This is a genomic window from Enterobacter sp. kpr-6 (assembly GCF_900116015.1).
Lineage (GTDB): Bacteria > Pseudomonadota > Gammaproteobacteria > Enterobacterales > Enterobacteriaceae > Enterobacter_D.
Genome location: NZ_FOYH01000005.1, coordinates 175032 through 196914 on the forward strand (window position 1 = coordinate 175032; position 21883 = coordinate 196914).

A 21883-nucleotide genomic window follows, 5' to 3' on the forward strand; every position below is an offset into this window, starting at 1 on the left:
TAACCTGCTGGGGGGTGAGCATCAGGTGCCGGTGATGAGTAACCGGCTGCCGGGCTACGGCAGTGAGCGCTACAGCTACAACGAATGGGGTGAACTGGAAACCCGGCAGGGCCAGGAGTACCGGTGGAACGCACAGGGGCAGCTGACCACGGTCATCAGCAGCAACAGCCGGACGCATTACCGGTACGACGCGCTGGGCAGACGCATCAGTAAGGTGAGCACCGGCGGCCACACCCGCCAGGCGGAACGGAGCCGGACGGAATTTATCTGGGAGGGCTACCGTCTGCTGCAGGAAATCCCGGCCGGGGGAGAGCGGCGGACGTACCTGTACGATGCGGAGCAGCCGTACACCCCCGCAGCGAGCGTCACGGGGCGAAAGGGATACCAGCAGGTGTGGTACTACCACACGGACCCGGCGGGGACGGTGCAGGAGGTGACGAAGGCGGACGGCACGCTGGTGTGGGCGGGTTATCACGCGGCGTTCGGTGAGATGCGGGCGGATATCAGCGGGAGTAGGGAGTATTACCCCCAGCCGCTGCGGATGCCGGGGCAGTACTTTGATGAAGAGACGGGCCTGCACTATAATCTGTTCAGGTATTATGCGCCGGAGTGCGGGAGGTTTATCAGTCAGGACCCGATAGGGCTGGCAGGGGGGGGATTAACCTCTATCAGTATGCGCCTAACCCTTTAAGTTGGATCGATCCGCTGGGGTTATGTAGTGGACGATCTGGTAAACAGGCAAGGCTTAGAGAATTAGCGAATGATCCGAAACAACCGCGACATGTCCGGGGTTGGATTCAGCAAGAGTTAAATTCAATTGCTAGAGGAAAAAGAACAAATATCCGAAACCCACCGGGCTACCAGTTAGCACACGGTCGAGGATATGAGTCATCTAAAGGCTATGGATATAAATACTCCGAACCACAGCACATTGATTTACATAGGCGACAACATAAATATGATGATTATGGTCGTAAAAATAAACCCGGTGCTAGCGGAAAGTATGAGGATGATGAATTATGCAATTGTCAGAAAAAGAAATAGAAATAATGTCTGCTAAAAATAATAAAGAGCGATATTTTTATTTCGTTAAAAAAGTCGTTGATAGCGAAGCCGTATGGGTTCTAGATGATGAAGGTTTTGCTTTAAGTGGCGGTGACAATGATGAAGATATTCTTATGTTATGGCCCGCTCGTGAATATGCTGAAAATTGTATAATTGATGACTGGAAAAAATATAAGGCCAAAGAGTTATCACTTAATTATGTTATGGGAGAACTATTGCCGGATTTGTTAGTTAAGGGAATTAAAATAGGTGTTTTTATGGTTCCTTCCATCTCTAATACTCCAGTTGTCAATGCCGAAGATTTATTGCTTGATTTAGAAAACGAAAATAGTAAATACAATTAAAAATGTGCCGGGTAAGAATTAACACTTCCTAGCTTATCTGACCCGATAGGGCTAAGAGGCGGGTTAAACCTCTACCAATATGCGCCTAATCCGCTGGGGTGGGTCGATCCGCTAGGATTAAAATGTGGCAGTGCTTCCGGTCAGTTACCTGAATTAAGAGGTAAGTCAGTTAATCAAATAGAAGATATTCTGTCACAACATGGTTTTACTCAGACGAAAGTTAGCAACAGTGCTGCAAAAAATCAGGTATGGAGTCACGCGGACGGTTCAGAGGTAAGGATCCATCCATATGGAAATCAATCAATGAATATGAGCAATGGGCAGTTGACACCTAAATCTGGATTGAACGCTCATGTCCATAAACAAAATCATTTATGCGATCAGTTGGATGATTTGGGAAATGTCTCATCAGATCCTAATTTAACTCATATTGGTGTGAAGAATCCTGCTGACTATCCGACTGTCCGAGGAAGACCTCACGGGAGTGGTAGATAATTATGAGTATTGAATATCATTTAATAGTTAATGGTTCATTGCTGGATGATGTTTTTAAAAAAATTAAATCGGCATTTGAAGATAATGAATTTTATTGTTTGGAGTATTTCTCTGATAACACTATTGGTCTTTCTATAAAAGGTTCCTCATCTGATTGGGGGGCTGATTTTGAAATAACCAAAACTGACAAAGACTTGTTCATTGAAATTCATTCTGGTAATTACAAAAAGATACTAGCGGTTATAGAAAACCTCCTCTTTGATAATCATATATCTTTCGAATTTGAAGAAGAGTAAATAAAAGCCGGGATAGACCTTAAATCTTCCCGGCTTATTTTTATTTACCCCACCGCCGTTCAGCCCACTAAACAACCGCCTCCTTAATCCCCTTCACCGCCTGCTGCACCTGATAAAGCTGCTCGCGCAGCGCCTGCACCTCGTCGCAGTCGGCGATCAGCACGATGCACCCCTGCGAAATCTTCACGGTCACGCCGGTTCCGGTGTCAAAACCCGCCTCTTTCAGGCAGTCGTCTTTAAAATGGATACCGGGAAAATGCGCGTCCAGGCGATAGAGGTACGGATACATTTGAAGCCCATTTCGGCAAAGAGCTTGATGTCTTCTTTATAGTGGCTGTAAAACTCGACCGCTTCGTGGTTCGGATAATATTTGCCGGGCACCACTTCCTGGGTGATCTCACGCGGCACGCCGTGTGCGCCGCCATTCAACTCGTCACAAATGCTTGGGCCTTTGCCGCCTTTGTCCCATCCGCCTTCAACCTGATGCCCGCAACCACGCCGCCCCATAAAAAGTCTTTCGGTAATGTCAGCTTTACCATCGATTTGTTTTTTTTATGCTATTTTCTTCGCCAGTTTTCGGCCAAGAGATTCAAGAATATAAATAACCGGGATCTGCGTGGTGACGTCATAAACTCCGGCGATACGCATCTGCGGTGCATGCCAGGAAATATTAAAATCGGCCAGTTTTGCCAGCCGCGAATGCTCATGGCTGGTGATGGTCATCACTCTGCAGTTATGCAGACTGAACTGGCTGGCGAAGCGCAGGATCTCTTCGGTTTCGCCCGACACAGAAAGCACAATCGCCAGCGCGTTTTTCGCCATGTCGTTTGTCACCGGGAAATAAGGATCGTCGATATGGTTACTGAATTTTCCTATATTCGAAAAAAAGCGTGCGCCATATTTTGCCAGCGATCCAGACGTGCCCGCGCCGACAAAAATAATACGTTCAGAAGCTAATATAATTTCAACCGCCTGATCGAGAAGCTGATCGAATTCATCATTATTTACGCTTCTGAAAAAACTGATAATTTCGCTGGCCCCAAAATTGGCCTGCTGCGGTTCATTCTGCTCTAAATATAATTTATAGCGCACGCGGAATTCCGAATAACCTTCGCAACTGAGCTTGCGGCAAAAACGTAGCACCGTGGTCGTTGAGACGCCCGCCGCGTCCGCCAGCTCGCGAATGGTCATGTAAATCACTTTGTCGCGATTCTTGATGACGTAGTTATAGACCATCATTTCAAGATGATTGAGGCTGGCAACGGCAGAGTGGGTAAACAGGGTCACGGGCTTTTGATCCTTTAACGGCATCGGAACAGCAGGAAATGGCGTGCCTTATGCTGCCATAAAACCCGCGAAACAGGAATCCGCCGCCTGTTTGTTGTGATTTTGTAAAAGCGTAACGGGTGTACCTTAAAAACGCCTCGTCATTACTGAAAGTAATGATGTTAATATTTATTTTAGCGAACAGGTGTGCACTGGAATCATTCTCAGTTACTCTATGAGTGCACCCGCATTTGTCGTTTTATCTTCATGCAAATGTGTAAGGGTACTGATGTATTACTTTCGCTTTCCTGGAGTATGCCATGGTTGAAAAACCGTTAATCGCGCAGGGATATTCGCTGGCTGAGGAAATAGCCAATAGCATCAGTCACGGTATCGGGCTGGTGTTTGGGATTGTCGGTCTGGTGTTGTTGCTGGTGCAGGCGGTGGACAGTAACGCCAGCGCATTGGCTATCACCAGCTACAGTCTGTACGGTGGCAGCATGATTTTGCTGTTTTTAGCCTCAACGCTCTATCACGCTATTCCACATCCACGCGCCAAAATCTGGCTGAAAAAATTCGACCATTGCGCCATCTATTTACTCATCGCCGGCACCTATACGCCGTTTTTGCTGGTCGGGCTGGATTCGCCGCTGGCGCGCGGGCTGATGATTGTCATCTGGAGCCTGGCGCTGCTGGGGATTTTATTCAAGCTGACCATCGCGCATCGCTTTAAAGTGCTCTCGCTGGTCACTTATCTTGCTATGGGCTGGCTGTCGCTGGTAGTCATTTACGAGTTGGCGGTGAAGCTCGCCGTTGGCGGCGTGACGCTGCTTGCCGTTGGTGGCGTGGTCTATTCGCTGGGCGTGATTTTTTACGTCTGCAAACGCATTCCGTATAACCATGCCATCTGGCACGGTTTTGTGCTCGGTGGCAGCGTGTGCCACTTCCTGGCGATCTATTTATATATCGGGCAGGTTTAACGCACTGCCGGGTGGCAACCAGACATGATAAATAAGCCCGGCAAACTTGCGCCGCCGGGCGATACCATTAATCTTCGTCGAGCGAGTAGGGCAGCGGTTCGATAGCCAGCGTAAAGCTATCGTCACGCACGCGGAACACGCTGTCCGGCTCCATATCGTTGTTCATCACTACCTGTACCAGCACGCGCCCGTCTTCAAGCTGAACGGCGGCCAGCACCGTACCGGTACGACGCCAGTTATCACCCAGCTTCAGTTCCAGGTCTTCGCCCGCATCAGGGACGCGGCTGGCTTTACCTGCCAGATACCACAGTGCTCGCTTGTTTGCGCCACGGAATTTAGCGCGCGCCACCATCTCCTGACCGGTATAGCAGCCCTTTTTAAAGCTGATACCGCCGAGGGCTTGCAGGTTCGTCGCCTGCGGAAGGAACTGTGCGCTATTGGCGGCATCAATCACCGGAATACCAGCCTCGATATTCAGCGCCAGCCATTGTTGACTATTATTAAGCTGAGCTTCGCCGTGCAGTTTTTCCGTGATGAGCGTAGCGGTGGCGATATCGGTCACCAGCAGGAAACGCTCTGCCGGATGCTCAAACCACAAAATACTGGTGGCCCCGTCCTGCACGACCTGATTTTCACTGTCAGGAAGTGCCGCAAAAAGATTTGCCAGCGCGGCGCGCGCCTGGAACCCGGCAACGCCCAGCAGAACGTGTTCGTCATCGGCGGCGATGTTCACCTTTGAAAACACCGCATATTTTTTTAGCTGGGTGAGTTGTTCGTCGCGAACGCTGCGACGCTCAATCCACGCAAAGCCTTCGCCCCGGCGAAACAGGCGTAAGTTACTCCACATTTTGCCCTTCGCATCGCAATGTGCGACCAGCAAATGCTGATGTTCAGTTAAAAGCGCAACGTCTGTGGTCACCTGACCTTGCAGATACTTTTCGCTATCTGCGCCCGTAATGGAGGCCAGCGCCCAGTCGTCGAGCGTCATAAGCGTCAGCGGCAGGCGCGCAGAGGCGGAAGGCTGACGCGGAGGAAACGGTGTAAAAGCCATATTAATGTCCTGAAGCTTCACGCGGTATGAATGCTTCATGGTAAAAGAGACGCAGACCAATGCAAGCAGTAATCGCAGCTTACGCACAGGTTGCGAGGTATTACGCATAAAGCGGTAAGCCTTACATTTTTAATGGTTTATTCTGGAAGAAGGCTTCTAATCTTGAATATTCCCGCTAGGGTAAGATCAAAAAAGCGTTACACTAGCAGCATCCTTCACGGTCGTTATGCAGGAAAAGAACATGGATATTACCAATAAAGCCCGCATTCACTGGGCATGCCGTCGCGGTATGCGTGAACTCGATATCTCCATCATGCCGTTCTTTGAGCATGAGTACGATACGCTCAGCGATGATGACAAGCGGTTGTTTATCCGCTTGCTGGAAAATGACGATCCGGATTTATTCAACTGGTTGATGAATCACGGTAAACCTGCGGATACGGAGTTGCAGAGAATGGTGCAGTTAATTCAGACACGGAATCGGGAACGTGGTCCTGTGGCAATCTGATTTACGCGTCTCGTGGCGCTCACAGTGGCTCTCTTTATTACTCCACGGTTTAGTGGCGGCACTGATATTGCTGATCCCCTGGCCGCTGAGCTTTACGCCGCTGTGGTTAGTCCTGCTGTCGCTGGTGGTGTTTGATTGCGTGCGCAGTCAGCGGCGCATCAACGCCTGCCACGGTGAAATCAAACTGCTGATCGACGCCCGCCTGCGCTGGCAGGGAACGGACTGGGATATCAGCGGCACCCCCTGGATGATGAACAGCGGTGTGATGTTACGGCTTCGGCGCATCACCGACGGCAAGCGGCAGCACTTATGGCTGGCGGCAGACAGTATGGATGCGCGGGAGTGGCGGGAGTTGCGCCGGATGATCTTACAACAACCGGCGCAGGGGCAGCACTGAGGGCAATCAGGCGAACTGCTCCGCCATCTCGCCAAGAATTTGTTCGCACCAGTTTTGCAGGCGGTCTTCGCTGAGATCGTACTGATTGGTTTCGTCCAGCGCCAGACCGACAAAAAGCTGCCCGTCAGCGATAATCGGTTTTGGGCTGGTGAACTCATAACCTTCGGTGGGCCAGTAGCCAATAAACTTCACGGCTTTTTGCGCCAGCTTATCGTGCAACATACCCAGTGCGTCGAGGAACCATTCGCCATAACCGAGCTGATCGCCCATGCCGTACAGGGCGATGATTTTTCCGTCAAGGTTGAGTCCATCGAGCTGATCCCAGACTGCTTCCCAGTCTTCCTGTAGCTCGCCAAAATCCCAGGTCGGGATGCCCAGGATCAGCACATCGTACTGCTCCATCAGGGTTGGCGCGTCATCCTTCAGGTTATGCAGCGTGACCAGTTCCGGGCCGATAATCTCGCGGATTTTCTCGGCGGCCATTTCCGTATAGCAGGTGCTGGAACCGTAAAAAAGACCGATGTTCATAGCGTAAATGTCTCAATTCCTGATGTGGCTTTGCGCACAGTGTATCAGAATCAGAACGCATTCAGGCATACCCGCATCCTTCAGGCTGCATGTGTGCTGGCGTCCTGCAACGAGAATGATTTAGGGTATAATGCGCCGACTGCGAAAAGAAGGGGCCGCAATGGAACAGGATCTGGCACGTATTGAACAATTCCTTGACGCCCTGTGGCTGGAGCGCAACGTTGCAGAAAATACGCAAAGCGCCTATCGCCGGGATTTGCGTATGCTGGTCGAGTGGCTGCACCACCGGTCAAAGACGCTACTCAGCGCGCAAGGCGACGATCTGCAAGACTTGCTAGCCGAGCGTGTTGAGGGTGGTTATAAAGCCACCAGCACGGCTCGTCTGCTCAGTGCCTCGCGGCGCTTTTTTCAGTATCTGTACCGTGAAAAAATCCGCGCCGACGATCCGAGCGCACTGTTAGCCTCACCGAAACTGCCGCAGCGTCTGCCGAAAGATCTCAGTGAAAAGCAGGTTGAGCGTTTGCTGCAAACGCCGCTGGTCGATCAGCCGCTGGAGTTGCGCGACAAAGCCATGCTGGAAGTGTTGTATGCGACCGGGCTGCGCGTCTCTGAGCTGGTGGGGCTGACGATGAGCGATATTAGCTTGCGTCAGGGCGTGGTACGGGTTATCGGTAAGGGCAATAAAGAACGGCTGGTGCCGCTCGGCGAAGAAGCGGTGTACTGGGTAGAAAATTACCTGGAGCATGGCCGCCCCTGGTTACTGAACGGCGTCTCGGTTGATGTGCTTTTTCCCAGCCAGCGTGCCCAGCAAATGACCCGTCAGACCTTCTGGCATCGTATTAAGCACTATGCCATTCTCGCCGGGATCGACAGTGAAAAGCTTTCCCCGCACGTGTTGCGACACGCGTTTGCCACCCATCTGCTAAACCATGGCGCTGACCTGCGCGTGGTGCAGATGCTGCTTGGTCACAGTGATTTATCGACGACGCAAATTTACACGCATGTGGCAACGGAACGCTTGCGGCAACTTCATCAACAGCATCACCCTCGGGCGTGAAGGCTGGCTATTTAAGGATATGTTATGAAAAAAGGTTTAGTGATGTTCACCCTGCTGGCGGCAACGTTTAGCACAATGACGCAGGCTGACGATGCTGCGATCAAGCAATCGCTGGCAAAACTGGGTGTGCAGAGCACGGAAATTCAGCAAGCGCCCATCGCCGGGATGAAAACCGTGCTGACCAACAGCGGCGTGCTGTACGTTACCGAAGACGGTAAGCACATCATTCAGGGCCCGATGTATGACGTCAGCGGCGCAACGCCGGTTAACATCACCAACAGCATGCTGATGACGCATCTCAATGCGCTGGAAAAAGAGATGATTGTGTATAAAGCGGCAAAAGAACAGCACGTCATCACCGTATTCACCGATATCACCTGCGGCTACTGTCATAAGCTGCACGAAGAGATGGCCGACTATAACGCGCTGGGCATTACCGTGCGTTACCTGGCCTTCCCGCGTCAGGGGATGCAAAGTGAAGCGGCGCAGGATATGAAGTCAATCTGGTGCGCCAAAGATCGCAATAAAGCCTTTGACGATGCGATGGGCGGTAAAGGCGTGAAGCCTGCAAGCTGTGATGTCGACATCGCAGACCACTACGCGCTGGGCGTTCAGTTTGGCGTGAGCGGCACCCCGGCTATCGTGCTCAGTAACGGCTATGTCGTGCCGGGTTATCAGGGCCCACAGGAAATGAAAACGTTTCTTGATGAGCATAAAAAACAGACTGGCGGTAAATAATTTTCGTGAAACTTCGCAGACACCTTCGCCGCCGTGAGCCCGATCTTGCGGCGGAACTTCCCGATACCCTCTCGCCATTATTACGCCGTTTGTACGCCAGCCGGGGGGTAAGTTCTCCGACCGGGCTGGAGCGCAGCGTAAAAGGAATGCTGCCCTGGCAGCAACTGAGCGGGATTAATGAAGCCACCGAACAGCTTTATCAGGCGTTCGTGCAGGGCCTGCGGATTATCGTGGTAGGTGATTTCGATGCCGATGGCGCGACCAGTACTGCTCTGAGCGTGCTGGCGCTACGTGCGATGGGTTGCCCGGACGTGGCGTACTTAGTGCCTAACCGTTTTGACGATGGCTATGGCTTAAGCCCGGAAGTGGTCGATCAGGCCCATGCGCGCGGCGCGCAGATGATCCTCACGGTGGATAACGGCATCTCCTCCCATGCGGGCGTCGATCGCGCTCATGACCTGGGCATTCCGGTGGTGGTCACCGATCACCATCTGCCGGGCGATACCCTGCCTGCGGCGGAATCTATTGTTAACCCCAATCTGCGCGACTGTGCGTTTCCGTCAAAAGCGCTGGCGGGGGTGGGAGTGGCGTTTTACCTGATGCTGGCGATGCGCTCACATCTGCGTGATAAGGGTTGGTTTGAGGCGCGCGGTCTGGCCATCCCTAATCTGGCGGAATTGCTGGATCTGGTGGCGCTCGGCACGGTTGCCGACGTGGTGCCGCTTGATACCAACAACCGCATTCTGACCTGGCAGGGCTTAAGCCGTATTCGGGCGGGCAAGTGCCGTCCGGGCATCAAAGCGCTGCTGGAAATCGCCAATCGTGATGCGCAAAAACTGGCGGCCAGCGATCTCGGTTTTGCGCTCGGCCCACGGCTGAATGCCGCCGGGCGTCTGGATGATATGTCGGTCGGCGTGGCGCTGCTGCTGTGTGACAACATCCCTGAAGCCCGCATGCTGGCGAATGAACTGGATGCGCTAAACCAGACGCGCAAAGAGATAGAGCAGGGCATGCAGGCCGAAGCGCTGGCGCTGTGCGAAAAGCTGGAGCAGGGCCACGAGGCGCTCCCCGGCGGGCTGGCGATGTATCACCCCGAGTGGCATCAGGGCGTGGTGGGGATTCTGGCTTCCCGCTTAAAAGAGCGCTTCCACCGCCCGGTGATCGCTTTTGCCCCCGCAGGTGAAGGCATGCTGAAAGGCTCTGGTCGCTCAATTCAGGGGCTGCATATGCGCGATGCGCTGGAGCGGCTCGACACGCTTTACCCCGGCATGATGCTCAAGTTTGGCGGGCATGCGATGGCGGCAGGTTTGTCGCTTGAACTGGCGCGTTTTGAAGAGTTCCAGCAGCGTTTTGGCGCGCTGGTCACCGAGTGGCTGGACCCGGCGCTGTTACAGGGGGAGATCGTCACCGACGGCCCGCTGGACGCGCATGAGATGACCCTTGAGGTCGCTGAAATGCTGCGCGACGCCGGGCCGTGGGGCCAGATGTTCCCGGAGCCGCTGTTTGACGGGCAGTTTCGTCTGCTGCAACAGCGCATTGTCGGTGAGCGCCATTTGAAAGTGATGATCGAACCGCTCGGCGGTGGCCCGCTGCTGGATGGCATCGCCTTTAACGTCGATACCAGCATCTGGCCGGATAACGGCGTGCGTGAGGTGAGCCTCGCTTACAAACTGGATGTGAATGAGTTTCGCGGCAACCGCAGCGTTCAGCTTATCATCGACGACATTTGGCCACTTTAGCGCCAGTATTCACTACAACTGAGGGCGTAAATCCGGTAGACTTTCGCCCTTATAACCGCATTTTGACTCGTCCATAAAAGAAAACAGACCATGTTTGAAATCAATCCGGTAAAAAACCGCATTCAGGACCTCACCGAGCGCTCCAGTGTTCTTCGGGGGTATCTTTGACTACGATGCCAAGAAAGAGCGTCTTGAAGAAGTAAACGCCGAGCTGGAACAGCCCGACGTCTGGAACGAACCTGAACGCGCACAGGCGCTGGGTAAAGAGCGTTCCTCCCTCGAAGCTATCGTTGAAACTCTGGATGCCATGCAGCAGGGCCTGGAAGACGTTTCCGGTCTGCTGGAGCTGGCCGTTGAAGCCGACGATGAAGAGACCTTCAACGAAGCCATCGCTGAACTCGACGTGCTGGAAGAGAAACTGGCGCAGCTTGAGTTCCGCCGCATGTTCTCTGGCGAATACGATAACGCTGACTGCTACCTGGATATCCAGGCCGGTTCTGGCGGCACAGAAGCGCAGGACTGGGCCAGCATGCTGGCGCGTATGTACCTGCGTTGGGCCGAAGCGCGCGGCTTCAAAACCGAAATTATCGAAGAATCTGAAGGTGAAGTCGCCGGTCTGAAATCCATCACGATCAAGATCATCGGCGATTACGCTTACGGCTGGCTGCGTACTGAAACCGGCGTGCATCGCCTGGTGCGTAAGAGCCCGTTTGACTCCGGCGGCCGCCGTCACACCTCATTCAGTTCGGCGTTTGTCTACCCGGAAGTTGAAGACGATATCGATATCGAAATCAACCCGGCGGATCTGCGCATCGACGTTTACCGCGCTTCCGGTGCGGGCGGTCAGCACGTTAACCGTACGGAATCGGCGGTGCGTATTACCCACCTTCCGACCAACACCGTTACGCAGTGCCAGAACGACCGTTCCCAGCACAAAAACAAAGACCAGGCCATGAAGCAGATGAAAGCGAAGCTTTATGAACTGGAAATGCAGAAAAAGAACGCTGAGAAGCAGGCGATGGAAGACAACAAGTCCGATATCGGCTGGGGTAGCCAGATCCGTTCTTACGTGCTGGACGATTCACGCATCAAAGATCTGCGTACCGGTGTCGAAACCCGTAACACGCAGGCGGTGCTGGACGGCAGCCTGGACCAATTTATTGAAGCAAGTTTGAAAGCGGGGCTATAAGGAATCAACATGTCTGAACAACAAGCACAGAGCGCTGACGCGGCAGTCGATCTTAATAACGAACTCAAAGCCCGCCGCGAGAAGCTGGTACAACTGCGTGAGCAGGGTATCGCTTTCCCGAACGATTTCCGTCGTGACCATACGTCCGATCAACTGCACGCCGACTTTGACGCCAAAGAGAACGAAGAGCTGGAAGCGCTGAACATCGAAGTGGCCGTCGCTGGCCGCATGATGACCCGTCGTATCATGGGTAAAGCCTCTTTCGTGACCTTGCAGGACGTGGGCGGCCGTATTCAGTTGTACGTCTCCCGTGACGATCTGCCGGAAGGCATCTACAACGAGCAGTTCAAGAAATGGGACCTTGGCGATATCCTCGGCGCGCGCGGCAAGCTGTTCAAGACCAAAACCGGCGAGCTGTCGATTCACTGCACCGAACTGCGCCTGCTGACCAAAGCCCTGCGCCCGCTGCCGGATAAATTCCATGGCTTGCAGGATCAGGAAGCGCGTTACCGTCAGCGTTATCTGGATCTGATCTCCAACGACGAGTCCCGCAACACCTTCAAAATTCGTTCCCAGATCATGGCGGGCATCCGTCAGTTCATGGTGGGCCGCGACTTTATGGAAGTGGAAACCCCGATGATGCAGGTGATCCCAGGCGGCGCGTCTGCACGTCCGTTTGTGACGCATCACAACGCGCTGGATCTGGACATGTACCTGCGTATCGCGCCGGAACTGTACCTGAAACGTCTGGTGGTGGGTGGCTTCGATCGCGTGTTCGAAATCAACCGCAACTTCCGTAACGAAGGCATCTCCGTTCGCCATAACCCTGAGTTCACCATGATGGAACTCTATATGGCGTATGCTGATTACAAAGATCTGATCGAACTGACCGAGTCACTGTTCCGCACCCTGGCGCAGGATATCCTCGGCACCACCGAAGTGCCTTACGGCGACCAGACGTTTGACTTCGGCAAGCCGTTTGAAAAACTGACCATGCGCGAAGCGATCAAGAAATACCGCCCGGAAACCAATATGGCGGATCTGGATAACTTCGACAGCGCAAAAGCCATCGCAGAAAGCATCGGCATCAAAGTTGAGAAGAGCTGGGGTCTGGGCCGTCTCGTGACCGAGATCTTTGAAGAAACGGCGGAAGCGCATCTGATTCAGCCGACTTTCATCACTGAATATCCGGCTGAAGTGTCTCCGCTGGCGCGTCGTAACGACGAGAACCCGGAAATCACCGATCGCTTTGAATTCTTCATCGGTGGCCGTGAAATCGGTAACGGCTTCTCTGAGCTTAACGATGCAGAAGACCAGGCACAGCGCTTCCAGGATCAGGTTGACGCGAAAGCGGCTGGCGATGACGAAGCGATGTTCTTCGATGAAGACTATGTGACGGCGCTGGAGCACGGCTTACCGCCGACGGCGGGTCTGGGCATTGGTATCGACCGTATGGTTATGCTGTTCACCAACAGCCACACTATCCGCGACGTGATCCTGTTCCCGGCGATGCGTCCGGTTAAATAATTCTGCTGATTAGCAAAAAAGCCCTGACGTTTGCGCGTCGGGGCTTTTTTATGGCTTCGTTGCGGGGATGCGTAAGGCTTAATATGGCTAATGCATTTTGCATCGCGGCCATGGCTGCTATGATAGATAGCCATGTTTATCCCCCTCCGAGGACCCATTTTGATAGCAGGATGCCTGATGAGAAACCCGTGTCGAATTCTACTCTGCCTGGCGTTTAGCCTGATGCTGGCGGCGTGTTCGTCGAAAAACGCATCGGACGGCGGAACGTACACCGTCAAACGTGGTGATACGCTGTCTAAAATTTCGCGCATGACCGGCACCAGCGTGAGAGAGCTGGCGCGGCTCAATAACATTTCTCCGCCTTATACAATTGAAATCGGTCAGCGCCTGAAGGTGAATGGTTCGGGTAAATCCAGCTCGTCTGGCAGCAAATCGTCGGGCAGAGCGGTTGCGGTTGTGCCGCCAGCCTCCTGGCCACCTGTGGGGCAGCGCTGCTGGCGATGGCCGACCAGCGGAACCATCGTTCTGCCATACTCCAGCGCCGATGGCGGTAACAAAGGGCTGGATATCGCCGGATCGCGCGGACAGCCGGTTTACGCAGCCGGTGCCGGGAAGGTGGTGTACGTGGGAAATCAGCTGCGCGGCTATGGCAATCTCATCATGATCAAGCACAGCGAAGATTACATCACCGCTTACGCGCACAACGATACGCTGCTGGTGAACAACGGGCAGAGCGTCAAAATTGGTCAGAAAATCGCGACGATGGGCAGCACCGATGCCGATTCGGTAAAACTGCATTTCCAGCTGCGCTACAAAGCCACGGCCATCGATCCGGCGCGCTACTTGCCGCCGCAGGGCAGTCCGCCGAAGTGCTGATGCGGCTAAGCGTTTAATTTATCGTCAGTTAACGCAAAAGCTGACTTGCCAGACGGTGCGTAAGGTTTATAATGCCCTACGCACCTCAAAGCGGGCGTAGTTCAATGGTAGAACGAGAGCTTCCCAAGCTCTATACGAGGGTTCGATTCCCTTCGCCCGCTCCAAAATCTTCCTGATTATCGCTTTATTTCCCCTTGTTCCCTGTAGCGCCCCAACATTAACCCTGTCGTCACCCGGTTTTCGCCCGGTCAACTGCTACGCTTACAGAAGTTGATTCCCGGAGGACGCATGAAATTAGGTTTCGCCTGTAAGTTTCTGGACGCAAAAGCGGTTCAGCCTTTTCCCTTTAAAGCCACCACCCGCACCCGATTTCTGAGCCTCGATAACGACGAACGAATTAAGCTCATCCACGCGCTTTCCGTCACCAACCTGACCCATCTGCACCTCATGTTTGAGCAGCTTGCAACGCTGCCGCCTGCGCTGCGGATGATGCGTATCGGCAGCGATCTGCTCCCGCTCTACACCGTGCCGGAAGCCACCGTTCTCTATAACGACTTTTTACCGGAACTCTACCCGCTGTTCACCCGGTGCGGCGACTTTGCCAGAGCGCACGACATCCGGCTGTCGTTCCATCCCGGGCAGTATTCGGTGCTGGCCTCCGATAACGTGCTGGTGGTCGAAAGAGCCCTGGAGGATGTGGAATACCACGCCCTGTGCGCGCGGCTGATGGGCTACGGGCAAACCTTCCAGGATTTTAAAATCAATATCCACATGAACGGCAAAGCGGGATTCCCCGGCTTTCAGCATGCCTTCGGGCGGCTCAGCCCGGAAGCCCGCCTGATGCTGACGGTCGAGAATGACGAGATCTCCTGCTCGCTGGACGACGTCTTACAGGCAGCCGATCTCTGCCCGGTAGTGGTCGATATTCATCACCACTGGGTGAAAGAAAATGAATTTATTCAGCCCGACGATCCGCGTATCGCGCGGGTAAAAGCGTCATGGCGGGGCGTCAGGCCGGTGATGCACTACTCCATCTCTCAGGAAGGGCTGATCCCGGAAACGGGCTTCCCCGACCAGCCCGCGCTCGACGTGAAGAAAACCAAACTCAGGGCGCACTCCGATTTTTACTTCAACCCGACGCTGAACGACTGGGCGCTCTCTTTCAGCGATTTCGACATCATGTGCGAGGTGAAAATGAAAAATCTCGCCCGCGACAGGCTGTATGACTACGCGAAGTCGCAGCGGCGGATATGATTTTCACTGCCAGCCCCCGCTGACCCGTGGCGGGAAGCTCTCCGCCAGCCAGTCGATAAATACCCGCAGGCGATGGGTGACGTGGCGGTTTTGCGGATAGACCACATGGAACAGATAGGGCGCAGGCCGCCATTCGCGCAGGATCTCCACAAGCTGGCCCGCGTTGAGCGCCGCCTCCGCCGAATAGCTGAAGGTCTGAATAATCCCCAGTCCCGCCAGCCCGGCGGCGAGATGGCCGTTGCTCTCATTCACCCCGATGCGGTGATCGACTTTAATTTCAGTTTTTTCACCGTCGCGGGCAAAGCGAAAGGGAAACGCGCGGCCCGTCTGCGGCGACAGGTAGCTCACCAGCCGGTGACCGTTTTTTAGCTCGTCCGGGTAGGCGGGAGTGCCGAAGGTTTTCAGGTAGTCCGGCGTCGCGCAGGTCAGCAGCGTCGCGGTGCCAATGGCGCGGGCGATAAGCGTGGAGTTGTCCAGCGGGCCGCCGCGTATCACGCAGTCTACGTTATCGCTGATCAGATCCACGGTGCGATCGGAGACGCCCAAATCAATGCGAATATCCGGGTAACGCGCGACGAAGTCGGGCAGGGCGGGGATCAAGAGATCGCGGGCGCTGGAGCCGCCAACATCAATGCGCAACAGGCCGCGCGGCTTGCCCTGCACGGCGCTAAAGCAGGTGTCGATCTCTTCCAGATCGCGCAGCAGCCGGGCTGTTTTCTCGTAATATTCCCGGCCTTCCGGCGTCACCGTAACCCGTCGGGTGGTGCGCTGCAACAATCGCACGCCGAGGTGCGCTTCCAGTTCCCGCACCAGCTTGCTCAGCGTGGCGTTGGGCATCTCCAGTGAATCCGCCGCACGGGTAAAATTGCCCGTCTCCACCACCCTGCCAAACGCCCGTATCGCCACCAGTTGATCCATCGTTTTTACCCGCTGATTGTGCACTGTCATGAATAGTCATTTTCATTTTGCACTATTTTTCAATAAAAGGCGCGGCGCTAGAGTAGCGGCATGCCTGAGACGACAGCGTATTCAGGCCCACCTAAACACGGAATATGAGGAGTCACAATGAGCGAATCACTGAAAGGTAAAATCGCGCTGGTCACCGGCGGCACCACGGGCATTGGTCTGGCTACAGCGAAAGTGCTGGCGCAGCAGGGCGCACGTGTCTTTATCACCGGTCGCCGCCAGGCGGAACTGGATGCGGCAGTTAATGAAGTGGGCCACGCTGCCACCGGGATCCGCGCGGACGCCTCGGTACAGGCCGATCTTGATGCGGTGTATGCGCAGATCGCCAAAAGCGCCGGACGACTGGACATTCTCTTCGCCAACGCCGGGGGCGGCGACATGCTGCCGTTAGGGGCGATCACCGAGGAGCATTTCGACCGCATCTTTGGCACCAACGTGCGCGGCGTGCTCTTTACCGTACAGAAAGCGCTGCCGCTGCTGGTTGATGGGGCGTCCATCGTGCTGACCGGTTCTACCGTATCCATTAAAGGCACCGCCAGTTTTAGCGTCTACAGCGCCAGCAAAGCCGCGGTGCGTAACTTTGCCCGTTCATGGGCGCTGGATTTAAAAGATCGCGGTATTCGCGTCAACGTGGTCAGCCCGGGCCCGGTACGCACGCCAGGTTTAGGCGGGCTGGTGCCGGATGAGCACCGTCAGGGACTGTTCGATGCGCTGGCCGCGCAGGTGCCAATGGGTCGCCTGGGTGAACCGGAAGAAGTGGGCAAAGCGGTGGCGTTTCTCGCCTCAGACGCTGCGAGCTTTATAAACGGCGTGGAATTGTTTGTGGATGGCGGGATGGCGCAGATCTAAATAAGAAGGGCGACCCGAGAGTCGCCCTTACGTTTATTTATTTTTCGGCGGTTTGTTATCCGCGGCGGTGTTCTCAATCGGCGGCACCGCGCCAATATCCGTACCGGTCACCGGATTCACCGATGGATCGGAGGCTGTACGCAGGACGAGATTTTTCAGATTCGCTGCCTGATCCGGTGGCAGTTGCACGCTCGCCGTGCCATCACCGCCATCGACTGCCGGTTTCGGATCGGCCACGAAGGTGAAGTTCTCATCAGAGTTCCAGCTCCCCCGCACGTCTCCGCCCTCTGACATGTTGTAATAGACGGTGGAGTATTTCTCGATCGGCGGCAGTTTGCCTGGCGGGAAGTTATTCTGAATCGAATACAGCGCCTTCTCAAACGAGATCTGGTGCGCCACTTCACGCGTCATCAAAAAGCCCAGCGCATCTTTCACGCCCGGATCGTCAGTCATATTGATCAGGCGCTCATAGAGAATTTTAGCGCGCGCTTCGGCGGCAATATTCGAGCGCAGATCGGCGGTCACTTCACCGATGGTATCAATATAGGCTGCAGTCCACGGTACGCCTGCTGAGTTTGTCAGCGGCGGACCCCCACCGTAAAGCAGGGAGGTCAGGTGGCTGTCATTACCGTTACCGGTAATGGTGCGGTACAGCTCGCCCTCTTTTTCGGTGCCTTCTGCCAGGTCGCCTTTCGCGCCTTTATTGAGCATCCCCACCAGGGAGCCAATAATTTCCAGATGGCTTAACTCCTCGGTGGCGATGTCCATCAGCATATCTTTACGCCCCGGATCATCATCGCCCAGGCCCTGGGTAAAGTAGCGGCACGCAGCCGCCAGCTCGCCCTGTGGGCCACCGAACTGTTCCAGTAACAGGTTAGCCAAGCCCGGATTCGGGCCGGCTACACGTACTGTGTATTGCAGTTGTTTAACATGTCTGAACATTGCTCACTCCTGAAGCCAGGGAAATTAAAGCGTTACTGTTATTTTTTTGCTTCTACGCCCGGTTCTGCGGAGCGAACCAGGAACTGCTCAGTAACGTCCGGCAGGTGGGTATATAGCCATTCAGCCATTGCCACTTCCTGATCGCGGATGGTGGTGAACACGCGGACACCTTCGGTATCGCCTACCAGTTCAGCGGCAGCGATAAGGGAGGTGTAACTGGCGATCTCCATATTTTCAAAGACATAACCACTGATTGCGCCTTTGACGACTTCATCTTCTGCCAGCATTCCGCCCATGGCCTGGCCCATCGCGGCCATCTTGCCCATTGCGTCTTTGAGCACAGAACGGGACGTATCATGACGGTCGATAACCGACTGGATCATGTCCTGTTGCTGGCGGGTTTCCACAATGTGTTGCTCAATGCGGGCTTTTAAATCCGGGTAGTGCTCCAGACGGCCTGCCATTTTTTCCAGCATGCTTTCTGCCTGTTTTTCCATGGCGAAGGCATCGCGTACCCAGTCAAGATAATGTTCCTGATAATTCGTACTCATGTTGTACCTCACCTGTATCTTTTGTCTGACCGTTAGCCGGTCATGAGAGTGCGGCGGCGTAAGAACACCGCCGATCTACAAATAAAAATTAAGATTGTTGCTCAGCGATCACCGTGAGTTTCTCGTCGGTGGCTTTCTCTTCTTTCAGTGTTTCGGCCAGCAGTCGGGCAGCGTCTTTGTAGCCGAGCTTAACGGCCATCGCGTAAAGCGTGCCGTAGGTGGCGATTTCATAGTGCTCAACTTTCTGTGCTGCACCAATCAGCCCCGCATCACGAACCGGGCCTGCTTCTACTGAATCGATAATTTCCTGCGCTTCTTCTACCAGGCCTTCAAGCGCGTGGCATTTCATACGTTTGATGCGCACGCCGTCGGTGCTTTCGACCAGCTGGTCAAGGCGTTCAATTTGCCCCTGGGTTTCTTCCAGATGCTGTTTAAACGCAGCGACAAGTTTTTCATTGGTCGCGGCACGGGCCATTTTCGGGAGGGCTTTAGTAATCTGTTTTTCTGCACTGTAAACATCAGATAAGTCATGAATAAATAAATCTTCAAGTGTCTTGATGGTCATTTTTTTCTCCATTAAATAACAGTTGAAAAAGAGAGTACATCGCCGTTTCGTCGAGTACTAAGCATAGTAGAAATTTATCTTTAGGCAGGCGAGCCCGCTAATTTATCGCGGATTGAGATTCTTCCTGGTAAGAGTGAAGGCAGAGGTGACGGGCGCTACAGGCGGGGCGTGCATAATATATTATGTAAACATTTATTCATGCAAAAGTCGTAGAAATAGACTATGAACATATCTGGATATATTTGAAGGTGACGTCTTTAATCTGCGTGAAACATTATTTCACGTGGCAGGATGCTTTTATTTATCAATGAAGAAAGCGCGGTCGGATAATAAAGGAATGCGAGGGGATGGGAAAACGACCCGGCAGGAAAATTCCCTGCCGGGTAAAGGCATTACAGCAAATCGAAACGATCGAGATTCATCACTTTCACCCACGCCGCCACGAAATCATTGACGAATTTCTGGTGAGCGTCATCGCTGGCATAGACCTCGACCAGCGCACGCAGGATCGAGTTAGACCCAAAGACCAGATCGGCGCGCGTGGCGGTGAACTTCACCTCACCGCTGGCGCGATCGCGGCCTTCAAAGCGCTCTGATTTCTCGTCGGTGGCTTTCCACACGTTGCGCATAGAGAGCAGATTCACGAAGAAATCATTGCTCAGTACGCCCACGCGGTCGGTCAGAATGCCCTCTGTGCCGCCGTCATAGTTGGCCCCCAGCGCACGCATCCCGCCAATCAGCGCGGTCATTTCCGGCGCGGTGAGCGTCAGTTGCTGCGCTTTATCAATCAGCAGCGTCTCCGTGGACATATCGTCACTGACGCGACGGTAGTTGCGGAAGCCATCAGCCAGCGGCTCCATCAGCTTAAACGACTCAACATCGGTCTGATTCTGACGCGCATCCACCCGGCCCGGCATGAAGGGGACATTAACGCTCACGCCCGCCGCAGCCGCAGCCTGTTCCACGCCGACCACGCCTGCCAGCACGATAATATCTGCCAGCGATGCACGTCGGGAGGACTGCTGAATATCTTTCAACACCGACAGCGCGTGCTGAACGCCAGCGTTCACCGCCCAGTCTTTCTGCGGAGCCAGCGCAATACGCGCGCCGTTTGCGCCGCCGCGTTTGTCGCCGCCACGGAAGGTGGACGCCGAGGCCCAGGCCACGGAAACCAGTTCGCTGACGGACAGGCCAGAACCGGCAATCTCCGCTTTCAGGCTGGCGATATCAGCAGGGGTCGGTTCAAAAATCGCTTCCGGCAGCGGGTCCTGCCAGATCAGATCTTCTTTCGGTACTTCCGGCCCGATATAACGGGATTTTGGCCCCATATCGCGGTGCGTCAGTTTAAACCAGGCGCGGGCGAAGGCTTCATTAAAGGCCTGCGGATCGTTGAGGAAACGACGGGAAATCTTCTCGAAATCAGGATCAAAACGCAGCGTCAGATCGGTCACCAGCATCGTCGGCTTACGTTTTTTCTCCGGGTTAAACGGATCCGGGATCAGATCCGGTGCATCCACCGCTTCATACTGAATCGCCCCTGCCGGACTGCGGGTTTGCTGCCATTCGTATTTGAACAGGTTCTCGAAGAAATAGTTGCTCCACTGGGTCGGGGTCTGCGTCCAGACCACTTCCAGCCCGGAGGTGATTGCATCGGCACCCGCGCCGCTGCCGTAGCTGGACGCCCAGCCAAGGCCCTGTTGCTCCATTGATGCGGCTTCAGGCTCTGCGCCCACGTGGTCTGCCGACGCAGCACCGTGGGTTTTGCCGAGGGTATGGCCGCCTGCGATCAGGGCGACGATCTCTTCATCATCCATCCCCATATTGCCGAACGTGGCGCGAATAGCCGGGCCCGCAGAGGCAGGATTGCCGCTGGCGTTCGGGCCTTCCGGGTTAACGTAAATCAGGCCCATTTCGGTGGCACCCAGCGGGCGCTGGGCGAGGCTTTCCGGGTGGCGGTGCTCAAGCCAGGTTTTCTCATCGCCCCATTCCACATCCAGGTCCGGTTCCCACACGTCTTCACGACCTGCGCCAAAACCGAAGGTACGGAAGCCGGAGTTTTCCAGCGCCACGTTACCGGCCAGAATGAACAGATCGGCCCAGGAGATTTTCTGGCCATATTTTTGTTTTACCGGCCACAGCAGGCGGCGGGCTTTATCGAGGCTCACGTTATCCGGCCAGGAGTTCAGCGGCGCAAAGCGTTGCTGACCACGGCCTGAACCGCCGCGCCCGTCGAGGGTACGGTAGGTACCCGCGCTGTGCCAGGCCATACGGATGAACAGCCCCATGTAGCTGCCCCAGTCGGCGGGCCACCACTCCTGCGAGTCAGTCAGCACCGCGCGGATGTCACCTTTCAGCGCGGAATAGTCGAGCTTTTTGAATTCTTCACGGTAGTTAAAGTTATCGCCCAGCGGATTCGAGCGGTTCGAGTGCTGATTCAGCAGATCGACGCGTAACTGATTCGGCCACCAGTCATGATTACTGGTGCGGGTGGTCGGGGGTTTCTTTTCGCTGTGTTCATGAAAAGGGCACTTGCCAGCAGAGGCTGAGGGGACGTTCTCATCAATAGTGCTCATAACTTGCTCCGTTTATTTTTATCACTGCCGCTACGATATAGGCTGCTTTAAGATTGGGATACTTGATTGAATCGACGGATTCGATAGCTAATATCTTATAAATATCACCTTTCCCCGCTGCGGTTTG

23 protein-coding genes, 1 tRNA gene and 2 pseudogenes are annotated in these 21883 nt (G+C 54.5%); 16 read left to right on the forward strand and 10 right to left on the reverse strand.

Translation table 11 applies throughout. The features are described 5' to 3' along the window. Position 1: 1 nt before the first annotated feature. From BM373_RS21895 to BM373_RS14200, 4 genes and pseudogenes are all read left to right on the forward strand, one after another. A pseudogene (locus BM373_RS21895) lies at positions 2–714 on the forward strand (RHS repeat-associated core domain-containing protein); the annotation flags it as partial. Further along, positions 706–1044, forward strand: coding sequence for a polymorphic toxin type 8 domain-containing protein (locus BM373_RS21990; RefSeq protein ID WP_371261120.1), 339 nt, complete (start codon positions 706–708; stop codon positions 1042–1044). The pseudogene BM373_RS21895 and the gene BM373_RS21990, both read left to right, overlap by 9 nt. Continuing rightward, the gene (locus tag BM373_RS14195; RefSeq protein ID WP_090462468.1) at positions 1020–1409 is read left to right on the forward strand and encodes a DUF2750 domain-containing protein; all 390 of its coding nucleotides are present in this window, start codon (positions 1020–1022) and stop codon (positions 1407–1409) included. The genes BM373_RS21990 and BM373_RS14195 overlap by 25 nt, the downstream gene beginning before the upstream one ends. A 497-nt stretch (positions 1410–1906) precedes the next feature. Beyond that, complete coding sequence (locus BM373_RS14200; RefSeq protein ID WP_090462470.1) at positions 1907–2200, forward strand: hypothetical protein; 294 nt, start codon at positions 1907–1909, stop codon at positions 2198–2200. Positions 2201–2267: 67 nt separating this feature from the next. Here the strand turns inward: BM373_RS14200 and BM373_RS14205 are convergent, their stop codons facing one another. From BM373_RS14205 to BM373_RS14215, 3 genes and pseudogenes are all read right to left on the reverse strand, one after another. Next, positions 2268–2489 (reverse strand): SymE family type I addiction module toxin, encoded by a 222-nt coding sequence (locus tag BM373_RS14205; RefSeq protein ID WP_090462472.1) that lies wholly within the window; start codon positions 2487–2489, stop codon positions 2268–2270. Beyond that, positions 2450–2739: pseudogene (locus tag BM373_RS14210) on the reverse strand (family 1 glycosylhydrolase); the annotation flags it as partial. The gene BM373_RS14205 and the pseudogene BM373_RS14210, both read right to left, overlap by 40 nt. A gap of 13 nt (positions 2740–2752) precedes the next feature. Beyond that, complete coding sequence (locus BM373_RS14215) at positions 2753–3481, reverse strand: MurR/RpiR family transcriptional regulator (protein ID WP_090462629.1); 729 nt, start codon at positions 3479–3481, stop codon at positions 2753–2755. Between the two features lie 305 nt (positions 3482–3786). Between BM373_RS14215 and BM373_RS14220 the strand changes: the two genes are divergently transcribed. Then, positions 3787–4446: a PAQR family membrane homeostasis protein TrhA gene (locus tag BM373_RS14220; protein WP_090462474.1), complete on the forward strand. Its 660-nt coding sequence runs from the start codon at positions 3787–3789 to the stop codon at positions 4444–4446. A gap of 67 nt (positions 4447–4513) precedes the next feature. Here BM373_RS14220 and ygfZ read toward each other — a convergent pair whose 3' ends face one another. Next, positions 4514–5497, reverse strand: coding sequence for a tRNA-modifying protein YgfZ (ygfZ, locus tag BM373_RS14225; RefSeq protein WP_090462631.1), 984 nt, complete (start codon positions 5495–5497; stop codon positions 4514–4516). A gap of 241 nt (positions 5498–5738) precedes the next feature. Here ygfZ and sdhE point away from each other — a divergent pair, with 241 nt between their 5' ends. Beyond that, complete coding sequence (gene sdhE / locus BM373_RS14230; RefSeq protein ID WP_090462475.1) at positions 5739–6005, forward strand: FAD assembly factor SdhE; 267 nt, start codon at positions 5739–5741, stop codon at positions 6003–6005. Next, positions 5986–6402, forward strand: coding sequence for a protein YgfX (locus tag BM373_RS14235; RefSeq protein WP_090462477.1), 417 nt, complete (start codon positions 5986–5988; stop codon positions 6400–6402). The genes sdhE and BM373_RS14235 overlap by 20 nt, the downstream gene beginning before the upstream one ends. Before the next feature lie 6 nt (positions 6403–6408). On the opposite strand, the gene fldB is transcribed toward BM373_RS14235, so the two are convergent. After that, positions 6409–6930 carry a flavodoxin FldB gene (gene fldB, locus BM373_RS14240; RefSeq protein ID WP_090462479.1) on the reverse strand — a complete coding sequence of 174 codons (522 nt, stop codon included), beginning with the start codon at positions 6928–6930 and terminating at the stop codon, positions 6409–6411. Between the two features lie 160 nt (positions 6931–7090). On the opposite strand from fldB, the gene xerD reads away from it, so the two are divergent. The 8 genes from xerD to BM373_RS14280 all read left to right on the forward strand — a co-directional run bounded on the left by xerD (position 7091) and on the right by BM373_RS14280 (position 15310). Beyond that, positions 7091–7987, forward strand: a complete 897-nt coding sequence (gene xerD, locus BM373_RS14245; protein ID WP_090462481.1) for a site-specific tyrosine recombinase XerD — start codon at positions 7091–7093, stop codon at positions 7985–7987. Positions 7988–8011: 24 nt separating this feature from the next. Then, entirely contained in the window at positions 8012–8725 is a 714-nt protein-coding gene (dsbC, locus tag BM373_RS14250; protein ID WP_090462483.1) for a bifunctional protein-disulfide isomerase/oxidoreductase DsbC, read from the forward strand. 5 nt (positions 8726–8730) lie between these two features. Further along, complete coding sequence (gene recJ, locus BM373_RS14255) at positions 8731–10464, forward strand: single-stranded-DNA-specific exonuclease RecJ (RefSeq protein ID WP_090462485.1); 1734 nt, start codon at positions 8731–8733, stop codon at positions 10462–10464. A gap of 90 nt (positions 10465–10554) precedes the next feature. Further along, a protein-coding gene (gene prfB / locus BM373_RS14260) for a peptide chain release factor 2 (RefSeq protein ID WP_143102668.1) occupies positions 10555–11653 on the forward strand; the annotation gives its coding sequence in 2 pieces (ribosomal slippage) (positions 10555–10629 and positions 10631–11653; 1098 coding nt in all). A 9-nt stretch (positions 11654–11662) separates the two neighbouring features. Beyond that, entirely contained in the window at positions 11663–13180 is a 1518-nt protein-coding gene (gene lysS, locus BM373_RS14265; RefSeq protein WP_090462487.1) for a lysine--tRNA ligase, read from the forward strand. Between the two features lie 177 nt (positions 13181–13357). Further along, on the forward strand, positions 13358–14056 hold the full coding sequence (actS, locus tag BM373_RS14270; protein WP_090462489.1) for an amidase activator ActS: 699 nt from the start codon (positions 13358–13360) through the stop codon (positions 14054–14056). Positions 14057–14146: 90 nt separating this feature from the next. After that, positions 14147–14220 (forward strand) — tRNA-Gly (locus tag BM373_RS14275). A 124-nt stretch (positions 14221–14344) separates the two neighbouring features. Beyond that, a complete protein-coding gene (locus BM373_RS14280; RefSeq protein ID WP_090462491.1) occupies positions 14345–15310 on the forward strand; it encodes an apurinic/apyrimidinic endonuclease family protein in 966 nt (321 codons plus the stop codon). 3 nt (positions 15311–15313) lie between these two features. Here the strand turns inward: BM373_RS14280 and BM373_RS14285 are convergent, their stop codons facing one another. Beyond that, positions 15314–16228 carry a LysR family transcriptional regulator gene (locus BM373_RS14285; RefSeq protein ID WP_090462634.1) on the reverse strand — a complete coding sequence of 305 codons (915 nt, stop codon included), beginning with the start codon at positions 16226–16228 and terminating at the stop codon, positions 15314–15316. Between the two features lie 147 nt (positions 16229–16375). Here BM373_RS14285 and BM373_RS14290 point away from each other — a divergent pair, with 147 nt between their 5' ends. After that, complete coding sequence (locus BM373_RS14290) at positions 16376–17125, forward strand: SDR family NAD(P)-dependent oxidoreductase (RefSeq protein WP_090462493.1); 750 nt, start codon at positions 16376–16378, stop codon at positions 17123–17125. A gap of 33 nt (positions 17126–17158) precedes the next feature. Here the strand turns inward: BM373_RS14290 and BM373_RS14295 are convergent, their stop codons facing one another. The 4 genes from BM373_RS14295 to katG form a co-directional block, all read right to left on the reverse strand. Next, complete coding sequence (locus BM373_RS14295) at positions 17159–18067, reverse strand: manganese catalase family protein (protein ID WP_090462495.1); 909 nt, start codon at positions 18065–18067, stop codon at positions 17159–17161. Positions 18068–18105: 38 nt separating this feature from the next. Next, positions 18106–18618 carry a ferritin-like domain-containing protein gene (locus BM373_RS14300; protein ID WP_090462497.1) on the reverse strand — a complete coding sequence of 171 codons (513 nt, stop codon included), beginning with the start codon at positions 18616–18618 and terminating at the stop codon, positions 18106–18108. A gap of 88 nt (positions 18619–18706) precedes the next feature. Further along, positions 18707–19183: a YciE/YciF ferroxidase family protein gene (locus tag BM373_RS14305; RefSeq protein WP_090462499.1), complete on the reverse strand. Its 477-nt coding sequence runs from the start codon at positions 19181–19183 to the stop codon at positions 18707–18709. Between the two features lie 392 nt (positions 19184–19575). Further along, positions 19576–21756 (reverse strand): catalase/peroxidase HPI, encoded by a 2181-nt coding sequence (katG, locus tag BM373_RS14310; protein WP_090462501.1) that lies wholly within the window; start codon positions 21754–21756, stop codon positions 19576–19578. Positions 21757–21883 lie beyond the last annotated feature (127 nt).

Coding starts and splice junctions, on each gene's coding strand:
- BM373_RS14300 (WP_090462497.1), bottom strand. CDS start 18,618: ATGAGTACGAATTATCAGGAACATTATCTTGACTGGGTACGCGATGCC.
- xerD (WP_090462481.1), top strand. CDS start 7,091: ATGGAACAGGATCTGGCACGTATTGAACAATTCCTTGACGCCCTGTGG.
- BM373_RS14290 (WP_090462493.1), top strand. CDS start 16,376: ATGAGCGAATCACTGAAAGGTAAAATCGCGCTGGTCACCGGCGGCACC.
- BM373_RS14295 (WP_090462495.1), bottom strand. CDS start 18,067: ATGTTCAGACATGTTAAACAACTGCAATACACAGTACGTGTAGCCGGC.
- lysS (WP_090462487.1), top strand. CDS start 11,663: ATGTCTGAACAACAAGCACAGAGCGCTGACGCGGCAGTCGATCTTAAT.
- BM373_RS14305 (WP_090462499.1), bottom strand. CDS start 19,183: ATGACCATCAAGACACTTGAAGATTTATTTATTCATGACTTATCTGAT.
- BM373_RS14220 (WP_090462474.1), top strand. CDS start 3,787: ATGGTTGAAAAACCGTTAATCGCGCAGGGATATTCGCTGGCTGAGGAA.
- dsbC (WP_090462483.1), top strand. CDS start 8,012: ATGAAAAAAGGTTTAGTGATGTTCACCCTGCTGGCGGCAACGTTTAGC.
- BM373_RS14195 (WP_090462468.1), top strand. CDS start 1,020: ATGCAATTGTCAGAAAAAGAAATAGAAATAATGTCTGCTAAAAATAAT.
- actS (WP_090462489.1), top strand. CDS start 13,358: ATGAGAAACCCGTGTCGAATTCTACTCTGCCTGGCGTTTAGCCTGATG.
- fldB (WP_090462479.1), bottom strand. CDS start 6,930: ATGAACATCGGTCTTTTTTACGGTTCCAGCACCTGCTATACGGAAATG.
- BM373_RS14280 (WP_090462491.1), top strand. CDS start 14,345: ATGAAATTAGGTTTCGCCTGTAAGTTTCTGGACGCAAAAGCGGTTCAG.
- BM373_RS14200 (WP_090462470.1), top strand. CDS start 1,907: ATGAGTATTGAATATCATTTAATAGTTAATGGTTCATTGCTGGATGAT.
- katG (WP_090462501.1), bottom strand. CDS start 21,756: ATGAGCACTATTGATGAGAACGTCCCCTCAGCCTCTGCTGGCAAGTGC.
- sdhE (WP_090462475.1), top strand. CDS start 5,739: ATGGATATTACCAATAAAGCCCGCATTCACTGGGCATGCCGTCGCGGT.
- BM373_RS14205 (WP_090462472.1), bottom strand. CDS start 2,489: ATGTATCCGTACCTCTATCGCCTGGACGCGCATTTTCCCGGTATCCAT.
- ygfZ (WP_090462631.1), bottom strand. CDS start 5,497: ATGGCTTTTACACCGTTTCCTCCGCGTCAGCCTTCCGCCTCTGCGCGC.
- BM373_RS14285 (WP_090462634.1), bottom strand. CDS start 16,228: ATGGATCAACTGGTGGCGATACGGGCGTTTGGCAGGGTGGTGGAGACG.